This window comes from Marinobacter changyiensis, assembly GCF_009193265.1.
Taxonomy (GTDB): domain Bacteria; phylum Pseudomonadota; class Gammaproteobacteria; order Pseudomonadales; family Oleiphilaceae; genus Marinobacter; species Marinobacter changyiensis.
Window position 1 is genome coordinate 453,843 of the sequence record NZ_VZZZ01000002.1, and the last position, 20,318, is coordinate 474,160.

General features: G+C 51.5%; 19 protein-coding genes. 5 read left to right on the forward strand and 14 right to left on the reverse strand.

The window, feature by feature from the left end; genetic code table 11:
• Entirely contained in the window at nucleotides 1-948 is a 948-nt protein-coding gene (locus tag F6Y09_RS07810) for a UDP-glucuronic acid decarboxylase family protein (RefSeq protein ID WP_152206349.1), read from the forward strand.
• Nucleotides 949-989: 41 nt separating this feature from the next.
• On the opposite strand, the gene F6Y09_RS07815 is transcribed toward F6Y09_RS07810, so the two are convergent.
• From F6Y09_RS07815 to F6Y09_RS20520, 8 genes are all read right to left on the reverse strand, one after another.
• On the reverse strand, nucleotides 990-1,997 hold the full coding sequence (locus tag F6Y09_RS07815) for a hypothetical protein (protein WP_152206350.1): 1,008 nt from the start codon (nucleotides 1,995-1,997) through the stop codon (nucleotides 990-992).
• A 121-nt stretch (nucleotides 1,998-2,118) separates the two neighbouring features.
• On the reverse strand, nucleotides 2,119-3,420 hold the full coding sequence (locus F6Y09_RS07820) for an O-antigen ligase family protein (RefSeq protein WP_152206351.1): 1,302 nt from the start codon (nucleotides 3,418-3,420) through the stop codon (nucleotides 2,119-2,121).
• Between the two features lie 427 nt (nucleotides 3,421-3,847).
• Entirely contained in the window at nucleotides 3,848-5,737 is a 1,890-nt protein-coding gene (locus F6Y09_RS07825) for a PA14 domain-containing protein (RefSeq protein ID WP_179959371.1), read from the reverse strand.
• Nucleotides 5,738-6,239: 502 nt separating this feature from the next.
• Entirely contained in the window at nucleotides 6,240-6,629 is a 390-nt protein-coding gene (locus F6Y09_RS07830) for a glycosyltransferase family 4 protein (protein ID WP_343031088.1), read from the reverse strand.
• 350 nt (nucleotides 6,630-6,979) lie between these two features.
• Nucleotides 6,980-7,567 carry a fibronectin type III domain-containing protein gene (locus F6Y09_RS07835; RefSeq protein WP_152206353.1) on the reverse strand — a complete coding sequence of 196 codons (588 nt, stop codon included), beginning with the start codon at nucleotides 7,565-7,567 and terminating at the stop codon, nucleotides 6,980-6,982.
• A 485-nt stretch (nucleotides 7,568-8,052) separates the two neighbouring features.
• The gene (locus tag F6Y09_RS20510) at nucleotides 8,053-8,367 is read right to left on the reverse strand and encodes a glycosyltransferase (RefSeq protein ID WP_343031082.1); all 315 of its coding nucleotides are present in this window, start codon (nucleotides 8,365-8,367) and stop codon (nucleotides 8,053-8,055) included.
• Entirely contained in the window at nucleotides 8,367-8,585 is a 219-nt protein-coding gene (locus F6Y09_RS20515; RefSeq protein WP_343031089.1) for a glycosyltransferase, read from the reverse strand. Before F6Y09_RS20515 ends, F6Y09_RS20510 begins: the two co-directional genes overlap by 1 nt.
• Nucleotides 8,552-8,827 carry a glycosyltransferase family protein gene (locus F6Y09_RS20520; protein WP_246180397.1) on the reverse strand — a complete coding sequence of 92 codons (276 nt, stop codon included), beginning with the start codon at nucleotides 8,825-8,827 and terminating at the stop codon, nucleotides 8,552-8,554. Before F6Y09_RS20520 ends, F6Y09_RS20515 begins: the two co-directional genes overlap by 34 nt.
• Before the next feature lie 486 nt (nucleotides 8,828-9,313).
• Between F6Y09_RS20520 and F6Y09_RS07845 the strand changes: the two genes are divergently transcribed.
• A complete protein-coding gene (locus tag F6Y09_RS07845) occupies nucleotides 9,314-9,844 on the forward strand; it encodes a PEP-CTERM sorting domain-containing protein (protein WP_152206354.1) in 531 nt (176 codons plus the stop codon).
• A 237-nt stretch (nucleotides 9,845-10,081) separates the two neighbouring features.
• Here F6Y09_RS07845 and F6Y09_RS07850 read toward each other — a convergent pair whose 3' ends face one another.
• From F6Y09_RS07850 to F6Y09_RS07875, 6 genes are all read right to left on the reverse strand, one after another.
• Entirely contained in the window at nucleotides 10,082-11,509 is a 1,428-nt protein-coding gene (locus F6Y09_RS07850; protein ID WP_152206355.1) for an exosortase/archaeosortase family protein, read from the reverse strand.
• 115 nt (nucleotides 11,510-11,624) lie between these two features.
• Nucleotides 11,625-12,197 carry a PEP-CTERM sorting domain-containing protein gene (locus F6Y09_RS20525; RefSeq protein ID WP_246180398.1) on the reverse strand — a complete coding sequence of 191 codons (573 nt, stop codon included), beginning with the start codon at nucleotides 12,195-12,197 and terminating at the stop codon, nucleotides 11,625-11,627.
• A 295-nt stretch (nucleotides 12,198-12,492) separates the two neighbouring features.
• Nucleotides 12,493-15,129 carry a tetratricopeptide repeat protein gene (locus tag F6Y09_RS07860; protein ID WP_152206356.1) on the reverse strand — a complete coding sequence of 879 codons (2,637 nt, stop codon included), beginning with the start codon at nucleotides 15,127-15,129 and terminating at the stop codon, nucleotides 12,493-12,495.
• A gap of 268 nt (nucleotides 15,130-15,397) precedes the next feature.
• A complete protein-coding gene (locus tag F6Y09_RS07865; RefSeq protein ID WP_152206357.1) occupies nucleotides 15,398-16,435 on the reverse strand; it encodes an ExeA family protein in 1,038 nt (345 codons plus the stop codon).
• A gap of 78 nt (nucleotides 16,436-16,513) precedes the next feature.
• Nucleotides 16,514-16,678, reverse strand: coding sequence for a polysaccharide deacetylase family protein (locus F6Y09_RS07870; RefSeq protein WP_152206547.1), 165 nt, complete (start codon nucleotides 16,676-16,678; stop codon nucleotides 16,514-16,516).
• Nucleotides 16,679-17,809 (reverse strand): glycosyltransferase, encoded by a 1,131-nt coding sequence (locus F6Y09_RS07875; protein WP_152206358.1) that lies wholly within the window; start codon nucleotides 17,807-17,809, stop codon nucleotides 16,679-16,681.
• 322 nt (nucleotides 17,810-18,131) lie between these two features.
• Between F6Y09_RS07875 and F6Y09_RS07880 the strand changes: the two genes are divergently transcribed.
• The 3 genes from F6Y09_RS07880 (at nucleotide 18,132) to recA (ending at nucleotide 20,209) form a co-directional block, all read left to right on the forward strand.
• Nucleotides 18,132-18,449, forward strand: a complete 318-nt coding sequence (locus F6Y09_RS07880; RefSeq protein ID WP_343031083.1) for a DUF6639 family protein — start codon at nucleotides 18,132-18,134, stop codon at nucleotides 18,447-18,449.
• 69 nt (nucleotides 18,450-18,518) lie between these two features.
• On the forward strand, nucleotides 18,519-19,013 hold the full coding sequence (locus tag F6Y09_RS07885; RefSeq protein ID WP_152206360.1) for a nicotinamide-nucleotide amidohydrolase family protein: 495 nt from the start codon (nucleotides 18,519-18,521) through the stop codon (nucleotides 19,011-19,013).
• Nucleotides 19,014-19,159: 146 nt separating this feature from the next.
• The gene (gene recA, locus F6Y09_RS07890; protein WP_152206548.1) at nucleotides 19,160-20,209 is read left to right on the forward strand and encodes a recombinase RecA; all 1,050 of its coding nucleotides are present in this window, start codon (nucleotides 19,160-19,162) and stop codon (nucleotides 20,207-20,209) included.
• The last annotated feature ends 109 nt before the right edge of the window (nucleotides 20,210-20,318 follow it).

Below are 20,318 nucleotides of genomic sequence, written 5' to 3' on the forward strand. Positions count from 1 at the left end.
ATGAGTAGTATTCTTGTTACCGGCGGCGCCGGTTTTCTCGGCTCACATTTGTGCGAGCGTCTGTTGGCTGAGGGTCACGAAGTAGTTTGTGTCGATAACCTATATACCGGTCAGAAGCGTAATATTGCCCACCTGCTGGCCAACCCTTATTTCGAATTTATCCGTCATGACATCACCTTCCCACTTTACCTGGAAGTCGATGAAATTTATAACATGGCGTGTCCTGCCTCGCCGGTTCACTACCAGTTCGACCCGGTACAGACTTTGAAAACCAGTGTTCACGGCGCCATCAACGTGTTGGGGCTGGCCAAGCGTATAAAAGCCAAGGTCTTGCAGGCATCAACCAGTGAAGTTTACGGTGACCCGGAAGAGCATCCACAGACCGAGGCCTACTGGGGGAAGGTCAATCCTATTGGTACCCGCTCCTGTTATGATGAGGGCAAGCGTTGTGCTGAAACGCTGTTTTTTGATTATCACCGTCAGCACAATGTAGAGATCCGGGTGGCTCGGATTTTCAATACATACGGCCCGAGAATGCAGGAAAACGATGGCCGGGTTGTCAGTAACTTCATCATTCAGGCGCTCAAAGGTGAAGATATCACGCTTTATGGAGACGGGAACCAGACTCGCAGCTTTTGTTATGTCGACGACTTGATCCGTGGACTTATCAGCCTCATGAACATGCCAAATGGTACGACAGGGCCAGTCAACCTGGGCAATCCGTTCGAGTTTACAATTCGTCAACTCGCAGAGCGGGTAATAGAGCTGACTGGCTCCAGGTCAGGGGTAAAGTTCCTGCCATTACCTCAGGATGATCCGCGTCAGCGCAAGCCGAGCATCGAGTTGGCTCGGAAACTATTCGACTGGCAACCGACCCTTCAATTGGATTACGGCCTGGGTGAGACTATAGCTTATTTCGAAATGGTGCTTAGAAAGGGCCAAACCTAGCTAAGTCTTTTTGGTATGGCCCTGACTTGGCCGTTGGGCAGTCAGGGCGTCAGCTTTCCCAATATTTTCAGGAACAACGCCGACAGGTCCCGAGTCCTCAAAAAGAGCCATCGGTTCACTGCACCGTTTGTGAATTTAGGGTAGTCCTCTTGACGTAGCTGATCAAAAATCGCCTGCCATTCATTTGCGATCTGGTCATTAGTGTAGTCGGCGGCTTTGGCTTTCGCCGCGTCGAGCCTTTGGGCGAACCTCGTCGGGTTGTTTTTCAGGTACCGGACTTGCTCCTTCAGGTGCTCGTAGCTATTGATGAACACTGCTTCTTCCGGATCATCCTTAGCACACTCATCCAGGAACGCAGACTCCCGTGTACAAAACGGCAGGCATTGGGCAAGCCAAGTGTTATAGAGCTTGGTTGCTGGCTTGTTGTAATAGTGAGTTCCCCTGAAATCCCGACAGAAGAGAACGGCATCGGTGTTTTCGAAATTGTCCCATTCCTGCATCTTATCGACTACGCGCCATTCAATATCGAGATCAGATAAAAAGTATCGCCAGTCATCTGATCGCAGCTCCGGTGTCAGGTTATAGTCGAGCCCGAAATAGGAGAGACAGTTTAGCTCAGATGCGCGATCAGGGTTCCGTTCCCGCAAACCGGGCTGTGGCCAGTGATGCACGAAATAGGTGTTTGCGGGCCAGAAAAATTGATAGAAAGATCGTCTTCCTTCACGGGTGGTTTGAGCTTTATTCTGACATATATGTGCCTGAGCGTAGGGATGGCGGCCCCAGTCTGCTTGTATGCAAACCAGCAACTGATCAGGAGCAGGCGAAAACGAAGCATCAAGCAGTGCTCTGTGGCTTATGACTATTCCGGCGCGCCCGCGTACGTCATGGGTCAATTCTGTCTTGATACCGTGATCTCGCAGCAACAGATATGTTTGTAAGGTCCAGTTGTAGTACCCCTCACCAAACCCTCTCCAGCGGGTGTCGTAAACGTCGGGCACATCATCCGGCCATTTTTTTTCTGGGATGTAAAAAAAAATAGGGATCGACATTTTTCAGATTCCTTTTTGCAAGATCAGGCAATGAACGACCTTCTAATTGACTCTCAGCTTGATTATGTGCGCGTGACTGATGCATTTGCGCATTTTCATGTTGGTCACCCGGTAGCTTAGCTTAATCCGAGTCGGCTGGTATTGCATTGGTATGTCTCAAGTGCGTCGTAATCAGAAAAACAGCGAGAAGGTAATAAAATGGCTCAAACAGCATAAGATTTAAGAATTGTGAGCCGACGAAGAACCCTAATAGCGAGGTGGATGTTGCTTCTCTGGTGATATCAGTAAGACTGCTCGGTGTCTTTAAAGAAAGTCGTACTTTATCCCTGCGATTAACAAGAAAAATGTAATAAAATATAAATAAATATAGGAGCCCTGAGATCACGCCAGAGTCTACAGAAAATTGGAGTAAAGTATTATGTGCGACCAGTCCTTTTTCATAGCCATAGTCTGGCGTAGCTTGCTGAAATTGCCCTGTACCTACACCTAGCAAAGGGTAGTCTGAAATAATCTCTAAACCGACTTTCCAGGAGACAACACGCGGGTCTAGAGCTTCGGCCTCCGTCGCCGTTTGCTCTTTCGCTATTGTGTTCTCGGTGCGGTTCAATATCATGCCACCCTGGTCACTGGCGGAAAGTATCAATGCTGCCAGTAACGCCACCGATACAACTTTCGATCTGAAGCGCCAACCAATGAAAAGCGTGACAATGGCCAAAGATAGTAAACCACCGCGGGATCCGGTCAGGAAAACCGCGTGCCAGAGAAAAGGTATGGTTATCCAGAGTGAAAACTTAATTAACTTGTTACGAATATATACCGCCATGTAAAAAATGAAGGGCATGGCCGTAACGAACATCAATGCAAATGCATTGGTATCAGCATATATGCTGCCGGGCCCCCTAAGGCGGCCATCGATTTGGTGCTGCCAGAAACCGCCTGTCAGGTACTGCATGTTTGCCCAGTAGGTAAAATAGATCGACACTGCGACAATAACCATTGCAAAGAATCGCAGCTTGCGCTGAGAATCGATGGCCCCAACAGCAATCAAGTAAAAAAGAACCATCGTATTAAACAGGTCCAGAATGAAACCTGGTGAGAACATGTTGGAAGGTATCGAATGTCCTGCGTACGGTGAAAACAGGTGTGATAGATGCGCAAGCACCCAAAGTCCTATTACGCAATAGGTCTGCGAATTCCTGTAGCGGACGAATGAAATATTGCCACTAGCAACCGCCAGTAGGAAGCCAAGAAGTGTACTGGCAGATACAGCCATTGAGATTGGAAGATCATTAAAAATCCATGGCCAGATGTGCTGAGGCGATAGCAAGCCAAGAACATAGTAAGCGCAGACACCAACCCAGGGGCGGAATAATGCAATAATGCATGTGCTGCCGGTTATCAGGAGCAGGGCAATTGTCAGCATGCCAGGGCCAGATGTGCGCGGGACGAAGTTCTCACTGCCATAATGTTGGTTGTATCCCGTTACAAATTCTGATCGGACGTCCAGGGTGACTGACCGCGATTAAAGCCTAGTCAGACATTAGCATGTTCAAGCAAATAGTCGAGTTCATACCTCGAAGATCAACCCGGGTCAGATGCTTATAGAAGATACGAATCCCGGTGCGCCGGTGACTTGCGGATGGCTGCTGATCTGGCACATGCCGATGTTGGGGGTGTGGACACGTTAGTCGTAAAGTTTGCCACACTATCTGGGGGCGATAGTCGACGCTTCCTTAATAAACTGCGACTCATTGTAATTGTCGAGATCTTCTATCCCGGGGAGACAGAACGCAGTCGACAAACGGCTGGCGCTGCCCGGGATGGGCAGGCCAGAAGGTTGTCAGGAAATACTATTCTACGATGTACTCTATGGAATCCGAAAACGTACTCTGCAGCCCGCTGGAGTCGACTACCTGCATCGAGAAGTACCAGGTGCCGGAGTCCAGGTCACTGATCTCAGCGCTTGTTGCGCTTCCTGCGGCGGTAATGCTCTGATTCTGGTTAGCCTGATCCTGGCCGTAGCGGATCTCGTAATAGTCGATCTCTGCGAGGGAAAGGGAGCTGCCATCGGCACGCAGCAGAGGCGCGGTCCACGACAATGTCACCGCGTTGGTAGCAGTCTCCGGCGCCGGTTCGGGCTCCGTAGTTACCGGTTCCGCAGTTATCGGTTCCAGAGTCCAGGGATCGAGATCGCTCTGGTAAGCCTCCAGGTTGGACACACCGTCTGGATTTGATGAGTCGTTGGCGTCATTGGTCCAGGGATCGAGTCCGTAGGCAAGTTCCCAGGTGTCCGGGATGCCATCGCCATCGGTATCCTGAGAGCTGGGTTCTGTTGGGTCTGGCGCTGTGATGGTTTGGCTGGCACTTACTTTCTTGCCATTGGCAAGGCGGGTGATGCTCAGCTGAGCCTCGGCGTCATCCGCACGCTCGTAATACTCTTTGGTGAGCAGAATGGTTTCCTGGGCCCCCAGTGTAATGGTATGGCTGTAATCCGTAGCAGCTTGATCCTTCCATTGATCAATGACCAGGTTACCGTCCAGGTAAAGCCGAACGCCGTCATCAGTCAGGGTCGTGAACTGGTATTCCTCGGTCCCGCTTGAGTGAGGCGCAGTAAACATCCCGCTCCAGCGAGTGCTGAAATTGTCAACGGGCAGTTCCGCCATGGGCTGGCCGCTGCCCCAGCTAAAATCAACGGTCGCATCCTGGCGTGACAGCACAAAGCTATTAAAATCCGTTCCCTCGAAGTATTGCCCGATAAAGCCGGCAACCTGAGAAGCTGATGAAACCGGCTCAGAGTCAGCTGTTGCCGGTGCATCTGCTGGATCGCTGGGGTCGGTATTTGCCAGATACTCGTCCAGGTTGCTGAAGCCGTCACCGTCCATGTCCTGATTGGCGTCTGAAGAGTCCAGCGGATCAAGTCCATAGGCGACCTCTGCGCCATCAGGGATTCCATCGGCATCCGAGTCCGGGTCGTTCTCCCGGGTTCCCATCAGGAACTCGTCCGCGGCGTTCAGCAGGTCATTGTCCGGGTCGGAGATTGCATCATCCGGATTGCTGGGATCGAGGCCGTGGATGACTTCCCAGTTGTCGTAGATACCGTCCTGGTCTTTATCCAGGAAAGGGTACTGAGGGTTAAAATTCAAACCTTCTTTACCATCCAGAAAGCCGACCCGATAACCCTGTGAGTAGGCCTTCTCGGTTGCGTCCTGGTCCACGGGCGCGGTAGCCTCGGAGTGCCCGAGGGAGGCAATGAAACTACCCCCAATGACCTGTTGTGGTATCCCGGGGCCTTCCCAGGCAACGCTGAAATGGTCGTCGCCTGAGGCCTCTTTATGCCGGATCTCGAAGTAATAGCGCTGACCCGCAGAAAGTTCCATAAGGCCGGAGGTTTGGGATCCGTACTTGGTATATTCGTCAGGTTTCGTCCAGCCCGTGACCGATGCAATCGATGTCGCCGCGGCAGGATCAGAGGATGTGCTTAACCAGAACTGAGCCTCATCGTCGCCGGCGACGAAAAAGGTATAGACGCCATCGGTGGGGGGGATGATGTAGCCCCTGACCAAAGACCCGTAATTGCTTCCCCGGTTCAGGGGGCTCCGCAGTTCCGTCAGTTCGTTTAACTGGTCGGGATTATCCGGGTAGGCGTCCAGCGCAATTAGCTGGTCGACGCTAACGCCGCTCACGTTGTCCCAGTAACCGGCTTGCACCATACCCGGTTGGCTGGTTGTTGACGCGCTCACAATTTGAGGTACGCACATTACTGCAATAGCACTTCCGAGCCCGAGAGCTTTGGTTATTGACATAGATTCCCACAAAAATTTGGTCTACAAATAAGATCGGGCATTATCATAACGACAAAGGTATATTGCCATTAGCGTTCTGTAACATTTTTTAAATGCGGGATGATATTTTGTAAAATTTAAACAACGATATAGTTTTTAAAAAGACTCATGTATTTAAAATACATATGTAAACAGCGCTGTTTAAGTTGCTCTGCTGATTAGACTTTCAGCCCGTCTTTGTGTCACGGATTAAAAGTGGTTTGTGTATAATCTCACATTACATAAAAATCATTTTCAGTCCGTCGGAATGTCCCAGTGTCAGCAGGCGGCCGGAATCGGCGTGCTGATAATGCCTCGACCCGCTGGACTATTTTACTTGTCAGTAGAAAAAGAGAATTTTTCAGTAAGCGGCGGCTGTTGTTAATTTCGTCTGGTTTTTATAAACAGTGGTGCGGGTAACCTAATAGCCCGTGCCTGCCTCGTAAAGCCGCTGGTATTGCTTAACCATTTTTGCAACTGAGAATCGGTCGCGGAATCGCTGTTTGGCCTTTTGAGCCCTCTGTTTGCGTTTGGCCAGCTGCGAAAGAAGCAGCTTCAGTGCACCGGTGAATTCACCCAGGTTATCACTTTCAGTCAGGATGCCGGTTTCGTCGTCAGCGACGATTTCCGGGGTTCCGCCCACACGGGTAGCGACCGTCGGTATGCCCAGGCTCATGGCTTCAAGAAGTGTCATCGAGGTGCCTTCGGTGAAGGAGAGCAGCCGGAAGATATCCATAAGGCCAAGGAAGTCGGCAGGTTGTGATTGGAAGCGTGCAAAGATTACTGAATTACTGAGCCTCCTAGTTTTAATTTGTTTGCCAGTGCTTCCAGGTTTCCACGTTCGGGGCCGTCTTCAACGATAATAAGTCGCACCGATTTTAGGACATCGTTACACCTTGTTTTTTAGGCGTCCAGCTTAGTGATGAGTTGGCGGATGATCTGTTCGTTTCCACCGAAACCCATGTTGAAGGTTATATGAAAGCTTCAGATCGTTTTTATAAGATCTGCCTTGCGCGCGCAGCACCTTTGTTATGGACGCCAAGGGTCTGATTATAGGGGGCATTACTAATCGTTGTTAGCTGTGCCGCGTACCAACATCATAAAAAAACCAGCAAAGAAGCTGGCCATCCCTGGCAGCGCTAGTCGGTTGACATGGAAATACTATTCTATGATGTGCTCAACTGGCTCCGAAAACACGCTCTGCAGCCCGCTTGAGTCGATTACCCGCATCGAAAAGTACCAGGTGCCGGCCGCCAGGTCACTGATCTCGGCGCTTGTGGCGTCGCTCGGGGCGGTCATGCTCTGGTCCTGGCTAGCCGGATCCTGGCCGTAGCGCATCCCGAAATGGTCAATCTCTGCGAGGGAAATGGAGCTGCCGTCGGTACGCTGCAGGGGCGCGGTCCACGACAATGTAAGCGCATTGGCAGCAGGCTCCGGCGCCGGTTCAGGCTCCGTAGTTACCGGCTCAGAGTCAGCTGTTGCCGGTGCATCTGCCGGATCGCTCGGGTCGGTGTTTGCCAGGTACTCCTCCAGGTTGCTGGAGCCGTCGCCATCCATGTCCTGGTTGGCGTCTGAAGGATCCAGCGGATCAAGTCGATAGGAGAACTCGACACCATCGGGGATACCGTCGCCATCAGTATCGGGATTGTTCGGCTTCGTTCCGAGCCAGGCCTCCTCCTGGGCGGTTAGCAGATCATTGTCACGATCCGAGCTGGTTGTTGATGCGCTCGCAATTTGAAATGCGCACATTATTGCAATAGCACTTACTAGCCCGAGGGCTTTGGTTATGGACATAGATTCCCTCAAAAATTTGGTCTACAAATAAGAGCGGGGCATTGTCATTGCGAGGGAGGTATATTGCTATGATCATTCTGTAACGTTTTTTTAAGTGCGGGATGATATTGTATGAAATTTAAACGACAATATAGTTTTTAAAAAGTCATGCATTTAAAATACATATGTAAACGACCCTGTTTAAGTTGTTCTGCTGATTAGACTTTCAGCCCGTATTTATGTCACGGATTAAAAAAAGTTTGACTATAATCTCAGATTACAAAAAATTATTTTCAGTCCGTCGGAATGTCCTAGTGTCAGTAGGCGGGTCGGGATCGGCGTGCTGATAATGCCTGGGCCCGCTGGACTACCTGGCTGTCAGTAGAAAGAGAGAATTTTTCAGTAAGCGGCGGCTGGTGTGTTAATTTCGTCTGGTTTTTAATAGACAGTGGAGCGGGAGCTTAATAGTCCGCTCTTGCCTCGTAAAGCCGCTGGTACTGCTCGGCCATTTGTGCCACTGAGAACCGTTCGCTGAATCGCTGTTTGGCCTGGTGAGCCATCCGGTCCCGTTTGGCCGGCTGTTCAAGAATCAGCATCAGTGCACCGGTGAATTCGTCCAGGTTATCACTTTCAGTCAGGATGCCGGTTTCGCCGTCAGCGACGATTTCCGGGGTTCCGCCCACACGGGTAGCGACCGTCGGTATGCCCAGGCTCATGGCTTCAAGAAGTGTCATTGACGTGCCCTCGGTGAAGGAGGGTAAAAGAAAGACATCCATCAAGCTGGGGTAGTCAGCGGGTTGATGAAGCGGGCTTTCTTCCGGTGCTGGTCCGGATGAAAACGGCCGTGCTCAGTAAACATCACCCTGGCACCGGTACCCCAGTGGGCGAACCAGCCATAGGTGTAGGGGGAGTATTGATGGCAATAGACGATATCGAAGTTGCCACTTTTTATGAGACTCCTCAGCCAGAAAATCTTATGAGACCCCTCAGCCAGAAAATCATTTTCAGATCGAGGCCCGCTGCTCGTTGTCTGGCGTGGATTTTTAGTCCTTGTTCAGCTTCCAGGGTTTGCCCGATCGCTCCCACATCGCCATCGATACAGGCAATTTCGCACTGGAAGCCTGCTGGATCAAATTTGGTAACCAGTTGGCGGATAACCTGTTCGGTGCCACCGAAGCCCATGTTGAAAGTTATTTGAAGTACTCGGGTGGGACAGGCCGCATCCTTATGGCTCACAGGGTTACCTCAGTTTGTTGTTTGCAGATTCGGGGCAGAGTATAGCAGTAACCGCTGCTTGGATTGGGGCTGGGGAAGTTGTTCACTTGAGTAGGTGGGTCGAAAAGTCAGAAATTTTTACACATTTTTTTATTGAGCAGATGAGTCGCGTTAGCAACCATTTGTAATAAATCGTTGTTTTTATTTTGGCTCAAAAAATGCTTCGGTATCGTTGCAGTTGGTTTGAAAGTTGGGCACCACCGTTATATTGCCATGATTCCGGCTGGGGGGAACAAGATCATTGGCCACAATCGTGCAATTGATTGAAAGAAAGAAAGGAATTGATTGAAGGGACGGAAAAATGGACCTTTCGACAAAGACCAAAATTGCTGTAATCGTTCATATATTTTTGGCCTATTCCTTATGTAGTAGATCGGAGTGTCGAGATTCTTGTCGATTTAGATCAAGAATCCAGGGATACATCACTAAACTACAGGAGTAGTAAAAATGTACATAAAAAATGCTTTGGCGAGTATCGTATTGGCTTTAGGTCTGGCAAGCAGTCCAGCCTACAGTTATGTTTTGACGGATGGAACAGATGTGGGTGGCTTGGATACATTCATCGCTGAAACAACAACGCTGGCGAATTCTAGTGAGGCTGTGGAAACGGCGTGGGCATCTGGCGAAGCCGGGACTACCCTGACTTTTAGTGGTAAGACCGATCCAGCCGAATTCCAAGTCGTACAAGGCGAGACGAGCATTATTGCGTTCTTACTGAAATTCAATCCGACGTACTTCCTGGTGAAAGATGCTCAAAAACATGTGCTCTTCAAGAACGAAATCGAGATTGATTGGGGGGTATTCAATTTGGCCACGTACTTTCCGAGCAAGGATCCGTCCGAATTGGAGTTGAGTCACCTGACCGAGTTTAATGGTAATGGTGATGTGCCAGTCTCCGAACCCGCCACAGCTTTGCTGCTTGCCATCGGTATTTTCGGTCTGGTTGCCAACCGTAAGCGGGTGAAGAAATCAGTCTGATGAGGCGACTGCTCTCAGCCTGAGAAATCAGGCGCTAGCGTGATGCCCGGCAAAGGACTTGCCGGGTTTTCTTTTTTTAGACACCATTCCAGTCTTGCGATCAGGCAACCTTTTAGGCGCTGCGATGCTTTCCATGGGAGTAACCTTGTTTTGGTGAATGTGAGGTTACTGTAGGACGAAATCCAGTGGGTGGCAGCACTCTCGGAATGAACGTGTATGGGTGCCAACGATCGTGGTTCATAGCTGAGAGCTGACAGCTGCCCTGATATTCTCCAGCTTGGCAGAGGCATCGTTGCAGTTTCCTCTACTGCACGGAATCTGTATTGTCACCAGCGCAAACCGGCTCTCTCCTGTGAGCGTGGCGGGGATCTGTAACAGCTTTGCCTCTCGGTAGCTCTCGCTACTTTTTGAACCTACCCGATACCACTGGGCCATCAGCACCTGATCTCTCGTGAGGATATTGCGGTAGACCCGGGAGCCTGCCTCTAGTTGCTCCTCGACTTGCCAGGTGGATCTTTCGAACATTTCAGGAATGTAGGGCACGATTTTTCCGTCGGAATCCGCTTTCTGACTCTGAGCAAGGGATACCCAGGTATTGCCTGACCTCCAGGTCCGGTTTGTCAGCACGCCCGGGAGCGACAGGGGTAATGGCAAACTGGTATCGGCGCGAGTTTCCTGGAAGCCGGAAAGTTCAAGTGTCCACGGAGATGACTGGCCGGATGAGGTTTTTGCAAGAAGCAGTGCCCCGGGGCCGATCAGAAACGCAATTATGACGGCCGCTATGCCGGTTTTCGGTACTGTAACTGTGGTGGTTGTTCCCACCGGAAGCTGAGATCGTTTACGTCCTGGCGAAAAGTAGAGTGCGGGCAGAATAAAGCCGCCGAAAACCAGCCAGCCCATCGCTTCGTGATCGGTAAGGAGCTCACTCTGCATGTTGGTTTCGTAAGCGACAACAACCAGGATGGTTATCCTTACCCAGTTGGCAATCAGCCCGATCAGCATGGCCACTGCCACCGCAATTACCCAGCCTTTCCAGCGATAATCATTCAGTATTGAAGCCATCGTTGCCAAAAGAATCGAAACAGCGAAGTAGCGGATACCCGAGCAGCCATCTTCAATGAGAAGTCGTCCGTACGGTAGGGTGATGGTGCTCCCTTCTATCAGGGCGGTCATTCCGAACCAGCGAACTCCCTCTCCGACAACAACACTGGCTAACGCCACCAGGCCTGGCACTATGTCCGCCCAGAAGGGCAGGGAAAGTGCCAGGAGCAGTACGTAGGGCAGAAAGCTCAGAGTTCGGTGTAAACCCAGCAAAGCCCACGACACGGCAACGATGCTCACTGGAAGCATCAGGAAGGCAAGGGTATCGATCCGTACCAGTTCCAGTACCCCCCATGCGAGAGTCACTCCAATCAGAAATATTGAGCCTGTAACCGTGTAGGGGCGCCTGATGGTGCGGCCAGATACGGACGGTTTTGGAGGGTGAATCAGCAGCAGGCCGAGAAATATAACAGCGGTAGCGAGGCCGTGTGCAAGTACCTGTTCAAACTCCAGCCAGATTCCTGTGAGCCGGTACCAGGTAGGAAAGAAGATCACCACGGCGACCGCGGTAACAATCAGGTAGGGCTTGGAGTAGGTGAGGTTGTCTAATGTCTGCCTTAACATCTTTTACCCGCCAGACTTCGGTGTTTCACGAAGCATACTGTGTATCTGGTTTGCGGAAAATCAAAATGCATAAAAAAGCCAGCTGGCGCTGGCTTTTTTCAATTCCCGGTCGGAATCAGGCTCTCTGACGACGACGGGCTACGCCAAGGCCGGCAAGGCCAATGCCCAAAAGGACGAGTGTGCCGGGCTCAGGAACTGAGATTGAAGCAGACCAAGAGAAGTTGTTCCGGGTGGCTTGGTTTCCAGTGAAACTCCACATTACATCTACTCCATCACCAAGGGTACCACCTCTAATAAATCCAGTACCCGAAATGATGAACTGGTTAGTAGAAGAATTTAAGCTGCCTGATGAAACGTTTTTCAAGAAAAACTGCATATTCGTGGGATTAAGGGAACCAGAACCGTCCCATATTTTCTTTGTTCCGCTGTAAGGATTGTAGATAAAATCGTAAAACTCAACTGTGTCGTTAAATGCAAACAAGTTGGCATAATTACCAGAGGTTGCCTTGATTTGGGCGTTATCTCCACTGGGATTAGGACTAGTTCCGAACGTGACCGAGTTGGCATCATATCCAGAGTTCGGAGCATTTGCTACGAAGCTGCCCCCCCCTGATATCGGCAGGGCTGCCGCAGCGGCCGTAAAGCCAACTAGTGCTGCGCCAAGCAGCGCTTGAGTATAAAGTTTCATTTTTTCTCCATAGAAAAGAGATCGCATTCCGTGCCGCCCGGCTATCTCCTAGAGACCCGTAGCTTTCAGCCCCACCCTCGCGAATGGTTTGGCTCCTGATCGGGAACTACTCCGATCTTCTTTTTTTACCTATGCGAAAATCGTTCCATAGTCGTAAGTAGATGATTTTACTTAATAAACTATAAATCGCTTAACTGTACGTGTAAAAAAGTTCGACATATTAATGAAAGAAGCCGGGGAATGCTGTTTTCCCCGGCCTCGATGTTTGGCTTTGTATAGTGTTATGTCGGGTTTTTTACATCACCTGTCTAACGGTCTCGAGATGAGCCTGGATCTCGGCGTTGTCCGGGGCCAGGGTTAGGGCTCTTTCAAGGGCCTTCTTCGCTTCGGAATGCTTGCCAGAAAGGTGCAGAATCCAGCCATAAGTATCCAGCACGGCCGGATTTTCCGGTGCCAATTCGCTGGCGCGATTGGCAAGCTCAAGGGCTCGAGTGGGGTTGTCTTCGCGCAGCAGCCAGGCGAGATTGTTAAGCGCGGCGATGTTGTCGGGTTGCCGGGCAATAACCTGCTCGTAGTGATTACTGGCGACAATCTCCTGTTTGTTGGTCATCAGCCAGTCGGCTCTGGCCATGTGTGCGGCCACGCTGTCTGGCGTCGCCTGTAGCCAGTGGTTGGTGAGTTCATTCAGGGTTTCGGGGGCTTCTGTTTTTGCAAGTCCAATGAGAGAGGGCATCAGGTCGGTATCCCGGGAGGTCTGCCATTGTTTCAGAAGATAATCATAGGCTGAATTGTTACCCTCCCGTTGCCTGCGGAGAGTTGCCCGGGACAGTACAACAGCGCTTTCATTGCCAAAGGTTTCTTCAACTGCATCGAGGGCAGAAACCGCCTCCTCCAGCTTGCCTTCCATCTGATAAATACCTACCGGCAGAAGGGCGAGCCCGAGATTCGCCGGTTCCAGTGCAATGGCTTCGGCCGCTTTTGCGCGTGCGATTGCGTAGTCGGCGGAGTTCGCTGCTACCTGAGCCTCGGCGCGCAACAGTTGTCCAATGGTGCTTCGAATAACGGCCGATTCTGAGTATTTCCATTCGTCAAGAAGGGAACGGGCCTCAACCAGATTACCCTGGCGAATTTTGCTCTGCGCCGCGAGGGCATCAGTATTCATCTTGAGCTCGGGATTCTCCTGCCCAACTTTACCAAGCCATTGTTCAACTTCCTGTGTCGAATGGTCCTGAGCGTAAATTTGACCGGCTTGCTGAAGCGGATGAATCGCCTCCGGCGTTATCCTGGCGGCATCGACCAATGTCTTCACCGCCTCGTCGTTCTGGCCGGCTTGAGCATAGATCATAGCCAGGGCAGTTTTGGGAGGTTGTAACTGCGGATTTTCTCTCACCAGCGTCTCGAGGCGCTTCCTGGCAGTGTCAATATTGCCCAAATGCGCGTCTGCCATGCTTGCCAAGAGTAACGCGGAGGGTTCTTCCCCATATCCGTTCAGTAGTGAGTCCCGGATTTCAATGACTTCGGAGGTTTCTTCCTGTTGGATAAGCAGGTTCAGATAGGTTGCCGTTGTGTCCCAATCCGCCGGATTGGCGGTAAAGGCCATTCGAAGTTGGCCCAGTGCCTGTTCAGGTTGATCGTTGCCAATATGGTACTGGGCCAGGGCGAGCCGCAGACGTACCCGCTCCGGTTCGTTGCTAATGGCTCTGTTCAGGCTTGTGACCCCGGCTTCCTCATAATCAGGAAGGCTCAGGGCGAGAATGCCATGGATGGCCAAAAGCTCGTTGTCATTCGGTCGCGCCTTGATTGCCCGCTCGAGAGTCTTCAGGGCATCTTCTCGTTCACCGGCGTCAATCCGGGCCATGGTTGCGGCGCGAATGAATTCGGTGGGGGTGGTTTCAGGGTCCAGATTCTCGGTGAGAAGGCGGCTGCCCTCTTCAAGCTCTCCTGTACGGGCAGAAAATACGCCAAGCATCAGGGCTACCTGCTCGTTATCCGGATCCAGCTTGAGCACATCGCGCAGGATGGTCTTGGCCTCCTCAATATTGCCATCCTGGATGGCGACGATGGCCGCTCTACCCTGTTCAGCTGCATCGGTGTTGAGGTTTTCCGCGAGAATTCGGTTGTAGATCTGAGCTTCTGTAATTTTGCCCTGTTCCGTGAGCACTCTGGAGAGGGTGGAGAGGAGGTCACGCCGGATAGGCAAGAATATGTCGGACGTTGGTAATTCGCTTACTGCCTCTGTAAGCGTCTCAGAGGCAATTTCAAGCTGGTTTTCCCGATACTGGGCAACGCCTTTCCAGTAAAGTACTTCCGCCTCTGGACCGTTTTTTGCCGTCCATTCGTCCAGCGTTTCAATAGCCTGACCGGTCTGCTTCAAATCAAGGTGGCTTCTTGCTACTCCGGTCACTGCCTCTATGCTTGCGCCATGGCTGTCCGCGAGGTTTCGGTAACGCGACAGTGCTTCTGTGGATGCTCCCGCGATTCTCATTGCTTCTGCGCGTATCAGGGAGGCCTCAAGCTGATCTTCCGGGGAATCCGGCGAGAAAGCTTCCAGCGTTTCTGTTGCTGATAGTTGCTTTCCTCGCTCCACGTAGGCTCTCGCCAGCAGAAGCGCAACTTCCCGGGGGTGATCTGCCAGCCAGGGTTCGAGAAGCTTTGATGCGCGTTCAAAAGCACCAATCGTCAGATAGAGCTCGGCGAGCCGCACAATGTGCCCCACGTTATCCGGATCAGACTGCATCGCATTCTGAACTTCCAGCAGCGCAGACCGGTATTGTCCCTGGTTGGCATAGGTATCGGCACGTGTTATGTGCGAGGTTGCTTCCGATGAGTCTGATTGATTATTGCACCCCGCCAGAAATGGTAACGGCAAGGCAAGGGCGCTGAGCAAAAACAGGCGGGGCAGAGGGTGGGATGTCTGTTTCCATGGTTTCATTATTGTTTTACTCCCTTAAACATTCCAGGTAGACGTTCTCATGACCGTCGACAGCTACACTTCATCCGTTTCAGCTGAGGTTTCGATTCGGTATTTGTTTGCCAGGTTATAATAAAGGGCAGCCCGCTTCACTCTGTTGATCATCTCGCGAACATTGCCGGGCCACGAGTAGCACTCCTGATTCTTAACCTAACATTGACACTTTGTAATGCCAGTCTTCGGTGGATTATATCTTCGTCATTTATTTGAAGTTGTGCCGTGGCTCGCTTTATTTTTGTCCAGGGGATAATGGCTTCACACTATTTGTAGCCCCGGGTCGGTCCGTGAGGTGTTTTTTCTCCGGCACCATTTGAGCCAGTCGGCTATCAATGCTTTCAAGCGCTTCAGCAATCCTCCTGAGAGTTTCGGTTGAACCTGACGATTCGTTGGCTTCCACCCTGTTTCGGATCTCAGGTGGTTGGTCTCTCTTATTGCTTGTTTGTGGTTTTGAAGTCTCGTCTGGAACATCCTCACCTAAAAGATCTTTCCGGATGCCTTGAAGATCGTAGGGATCGATAAAAGGACGATCTTCTGAGTAAGCACACATCATCAATCCGTCACAAAGCTTGTTAATGAGCCTTGGAATACCTTTACTCATCTTATAAATTTCTTTGACTGTTTCATCGTCGAACAGTTTGTTTCCGCCATGCCCAGAAACCAGCAAGCGGTAATCAACGTACTCCGCGGTTTCTGCAGCAGTAAGACCCTCGAGGTGGAAAAAAAGCTTTACACGCTGGCAGAGTTGAGGGATTGAGCTAACTGACTGTTTTAACTCGGGCTGTCCCAGCAAAATGACTCTCATGGACGGCCCGCCCATGCTCTCCATTCCTATCAACATCCTAATGTCTTCGAGATTTTCCCGGGTCAGGTTCTGTGCCTCGTCGATCGCAAGCACAACTGGGGTACCTGCCGCCGCCATTAGCTCTAAATACTCGGTAATCTGAAACAGCATCGCCACCTTGCTGTCCGTTTCGACCTCGAGACCGGCTTTGCGCAAAATAAGGCCAAAAAGATCCTTGGACTCAAGGTTGGTGTAAGAGATGTTGAGAAGCTTAAGGTCGCCTTCAAGATTCCGTATGGTTTTCTTCAGCAGGGTGGTTTTGCCGGAACCGATTTCCCCGCTGATGACAACAAACCCTTCCGAGCTCCAAATGGCGGAAGACATGTACACATAAGCCCGGGAATGCTGCTGGCTCATATAGATAAAGTCGTCTTCAGGAGTGATGCGGAACGGGTGCCTGTGTAAACCAAAAAAATCAAGATACATCGTCTGTTCCTGTCCTTTGCCTAGGCTAAGCGGGTCATTTGGTCACAGCGCAGGACGGTTTTATCCGGCTCTTAGGCATTATAGCTCTCGCTGACCATCCCGAAAAACCTCCCGTGACTGATAATAGCTAATTTGGTAACAGTAACCATGAGAGGCGATTTCGTTTCCATGATCAGAAAGTTTCTTTATAAGTTCGGGAAATCTCTCAGCAATCTGGCCCAGTACGAATAACGTAGCCTTGATTTAACGGGTTACTCTCGTTTCGTAGCATTGCTCGTACTGTTTAACCATTTTTTCTACTGAGAATCTTTCCTCGAATCGCCTTTTTGCCTGGCGCGCCATTTGGTCAAGCTTTGCTGGTTCGTCCATCAACATTTTTAGTCCGCTGAAAAATTCATCCAGGTCGTCACTTTCAACTAAAACCCCCGTTTCTCCGTCGGCTACAATTTCGGGTGTGCCGCCAACGCGGGTTGCAACCGTGGGGATGCCTAGGCTCATGGCTTCAAGGAGTGTCATCGAGGTGCCCTCGGTGAAAGAGGGCAGCAAAAAGATGTCCATCAAGCTGAGGAAGTCGGCAGGTTGTGATTGAAAGCCTGTAAAGATCACTGACTCCCCGAGTTCTAATTCGGCTGCCAATGCTTCCAGGTTTCCGCGCTCTGGGCCGTCCCCAACGAGAAGGAGTCGAACGTTATAATTCCGATCGAGTAGGGCTCGGGTCGTTTTCAGCATGAGCGCCTGGTTTTTCACGGCATCCAGTCTTGCCACAGTGCCGATGACGGTTTCCTCTGGTTTTAAGCCGAGTTCCTTTTTCAGGGTTTCCCGCTTTTCCTCGTTCACGGTAAGGGGGGCGATACCGTTGTAGATAACCTCAATTTTGTCTTTAGGCAGGTATTCGTATTCAACCAGTGCGTCCCTTGTTGCGGCGGATATGGCAATCAGTTTGTGGGATGTGTGGGCAATGATCGGGTTGATAAACCTTGCCTTCTTTCGGTGTTGGTCCGGATGAAAGCGGCCGTGTTCAGTGAAGACTATCCGTGCTCCTGTACCCCAGTGAGTAAACCAACCATAGGTATAGGGGGAGTATTGATGGCAGTGGACGATATCGAAGTTGCCGTTTTTTATGAGTCGTCTTAGCCAGAGGATCGTTTTCAGGTCGAGGCCCGGGGCTCTTTGTCTGGCGTGGATTTTTATACCATGTTCGGCTTCCAGAGTTTGGCCTATGGCGCCAACTTCTCCGTCAATACAGGCAATTTCGCACTGGAATTTCGCCGGATTGAGATTGGTAACGAGTTGGCGAATTACCTGTTCTGTGCCACCGAAGCCCATGTTGAAGGTTATGTGAAGGATTCGGATCGGTTTTTGGGGATCTGCCATGCGCGCGGAGCCACTTTATTATGGAAGCCAGGAGCCTGAGTATAGCGGGTTATTATTGAGTGGTCTTGGGCGTGCTTGGCAGGAGATGTCGTGGTCAAATGAAACCGGAAACCGACGTAGGTGGTAATATTGCTTTAAATCAGGCGAATAGATAGTTAACAAATGCAGGCAGGGACGCTCCTGTCGTCGTGTCCCTGCGGCAAGCGTCAGGATGCTATCCTCAGGAGTCAGTGCATGACGTCAGCCATTAGAGTCGGGTTTCTCTCAAATGAATGGAAGGAGATCGTGTGTTCCAGGTGGGCGAGGTTGCGAATAGGAGGAGGTGTGGGGTGAGGCGCACGAGGTAGCCCACGCGGTGGCCCAAGCAAACTTCCGGCTGCCGAAGCCTTCGCTTGAGACCCATGAATACATCGCCTACGTGGTGCAGCTCGCGACCCTTCCCGTGGCACTCCGGCAGCAGCTGCTCGTGCTGTTCGGTAATCCGGCGTTCCAGAATGAGAGGGAGATCAACCGAATTTTTCTTCAGCTGGACCCGGAGGTCTTTACGGTGAAAGCCTACAGGCACTTTATCGCCCATCCCGATTCGCAGGCATTTTTTCAGCGCCTGCTGAATAGCAGGTTCAGCTCGCCCCGTTACTGAGAACTTGCCGTGGTGATGTGGTCGGGAGTGTAAGAAAATAACGCCTCGGATGAAATGGAGGAGAACATTATGCCGGTAACAGACACGCAATTGGCAGAAGCCGGTACCAGATTGGCGGACTTGCTCGAACGGCAGGGCCTGATGATAACCACAGCTGAAAGTTGCACCGGGGGGTGGGTTGCCAAGGTGCTGACCGACCGGTCTGGCTCGTCTGCGTATGTCCACAGCGGTATCGTTACCTACAGTAATGACGCCAAGCGCGGGCTGCTCGGCGTCAACGAGAGCAGCCTGGAACGGCACGGCGCCGTCAGTGAAGCTGTCGTCCTTGAGATGGTGGCGGGCGCCCTGGCGGTAACCGGCGCTGATGTAGCGGTGGCGATCAGTGGAGTTGCAGGCCCCGCTGGGGGCAGTGAAGACAAGCCCGTGGGTACCGTCTGGTTCGCCTGGGGGCGGAGCCAGAGTGCCGCGGAAGCGGTTGTCCGGCTGTTCGAAGGTGACCGGGACGCAGTCAGAAGGCAAGCCGTTTTATGTGCTCTGGAAGGTTTGCAACGCTTTCTGGAATAATCCTCGAACAGGGGTTGGTCTCCCTCGAAGGTTATGTTTTAATACTGGTCAAATATACAGTTAATTACCTGGATGGCGTCGAGACGTTATCCGGTTCGGCTCCAAAAACGCCACAGGGCGGCACAGGTGAAGAAGGTATGGCAGCAATGGAAGACAACCGTAAAAAAGCACTGACCGCAGCGCTTGGGCAAATCGAGCGTCAATTTGGCAAGGGCGCCATCATGAAGATGGGCGATCATCCCCGCGAGGCGATCCCGTCCGTTTCCACCGGTTCTCTTGGCCTGGACGTTGCTCTTGGTATTGGCGGCCTGCCTTACGGCCGGATCTGTGAAATCTACGGCCCTGAAAGCTCCGGTAAAACCACGCTGACGTTGCAGGTTATTGCCGAAGCTCAGAAACAGGGTAAAACCTGTGCCTTCGTTGATGCCGAGCACGCCCTTGATCCCCAGTATGCTGAAAAGCTGGGCGTGAACGTTGACGACCTGCTGGTATCCCAGCCCGACACCGGCGAGCAGGCATTGGAAATTTGCGACATGCTGGTGCGCTCCAACGCGGTGGATATCATCATCGTGGATTCGGTTGCCGCATTGACGCCAAAAGCTGAAATTGAAGGTGAAATGGGCGACTCTCACGTGGGTCTTCAGGCCCGCCTGATGTCTCAGGCCCTGCGAAAGCTGAATGGCAACGTCAAGAACGCCAATTGCCTGATGATTTTTATCAACCAGATCCGCATGAAAATTGGTGTCATGTTCGGCAGCCCGGAAACCACCACCGGCGGTAACGCACTCAAGTTCTATTGCTCGGTACGTCTGGACATCCGCCGCATCGGCGCGGTCAAGGACGGCGATGAAGTGATTGGTAACGAAACCCGCGTCAAAGTGGTCAAGAACAAGGTGGCGCCGCCGTTCAAACAGGCGGAATTCCAGATTATGTACGGCAAGGGCATCTACCGCATGGCCGAAGTGCTGGACATGGGTGTGAAGGAAGGCTTCGTTGATAAGTCCGGCGCTTGGTATGCCTACAACGGTGACAAAATCGGCCAGGGCAAAGCCAATGCCTGCAAGTTCCTTGAAGAAAATCTGGACCTTGCCCGAGAAATTGAAGCCAAGATCCGTGAAAAGCTGATGCCCAAGCCTGTCAAGAAAGGGTCTGAGCCAGTAGAAGAAGCTATCGAAGAGACTGGGGAGCTGATCTGAACTGACTTGGCTATCCAGCCCTGAAAGGCGATCAAATCTCTACCATTTTAAAGCTGGCCAATGCGCCAGCTTTTTCGGTTACAGAACACTTTAATCAGAACGCATAAAA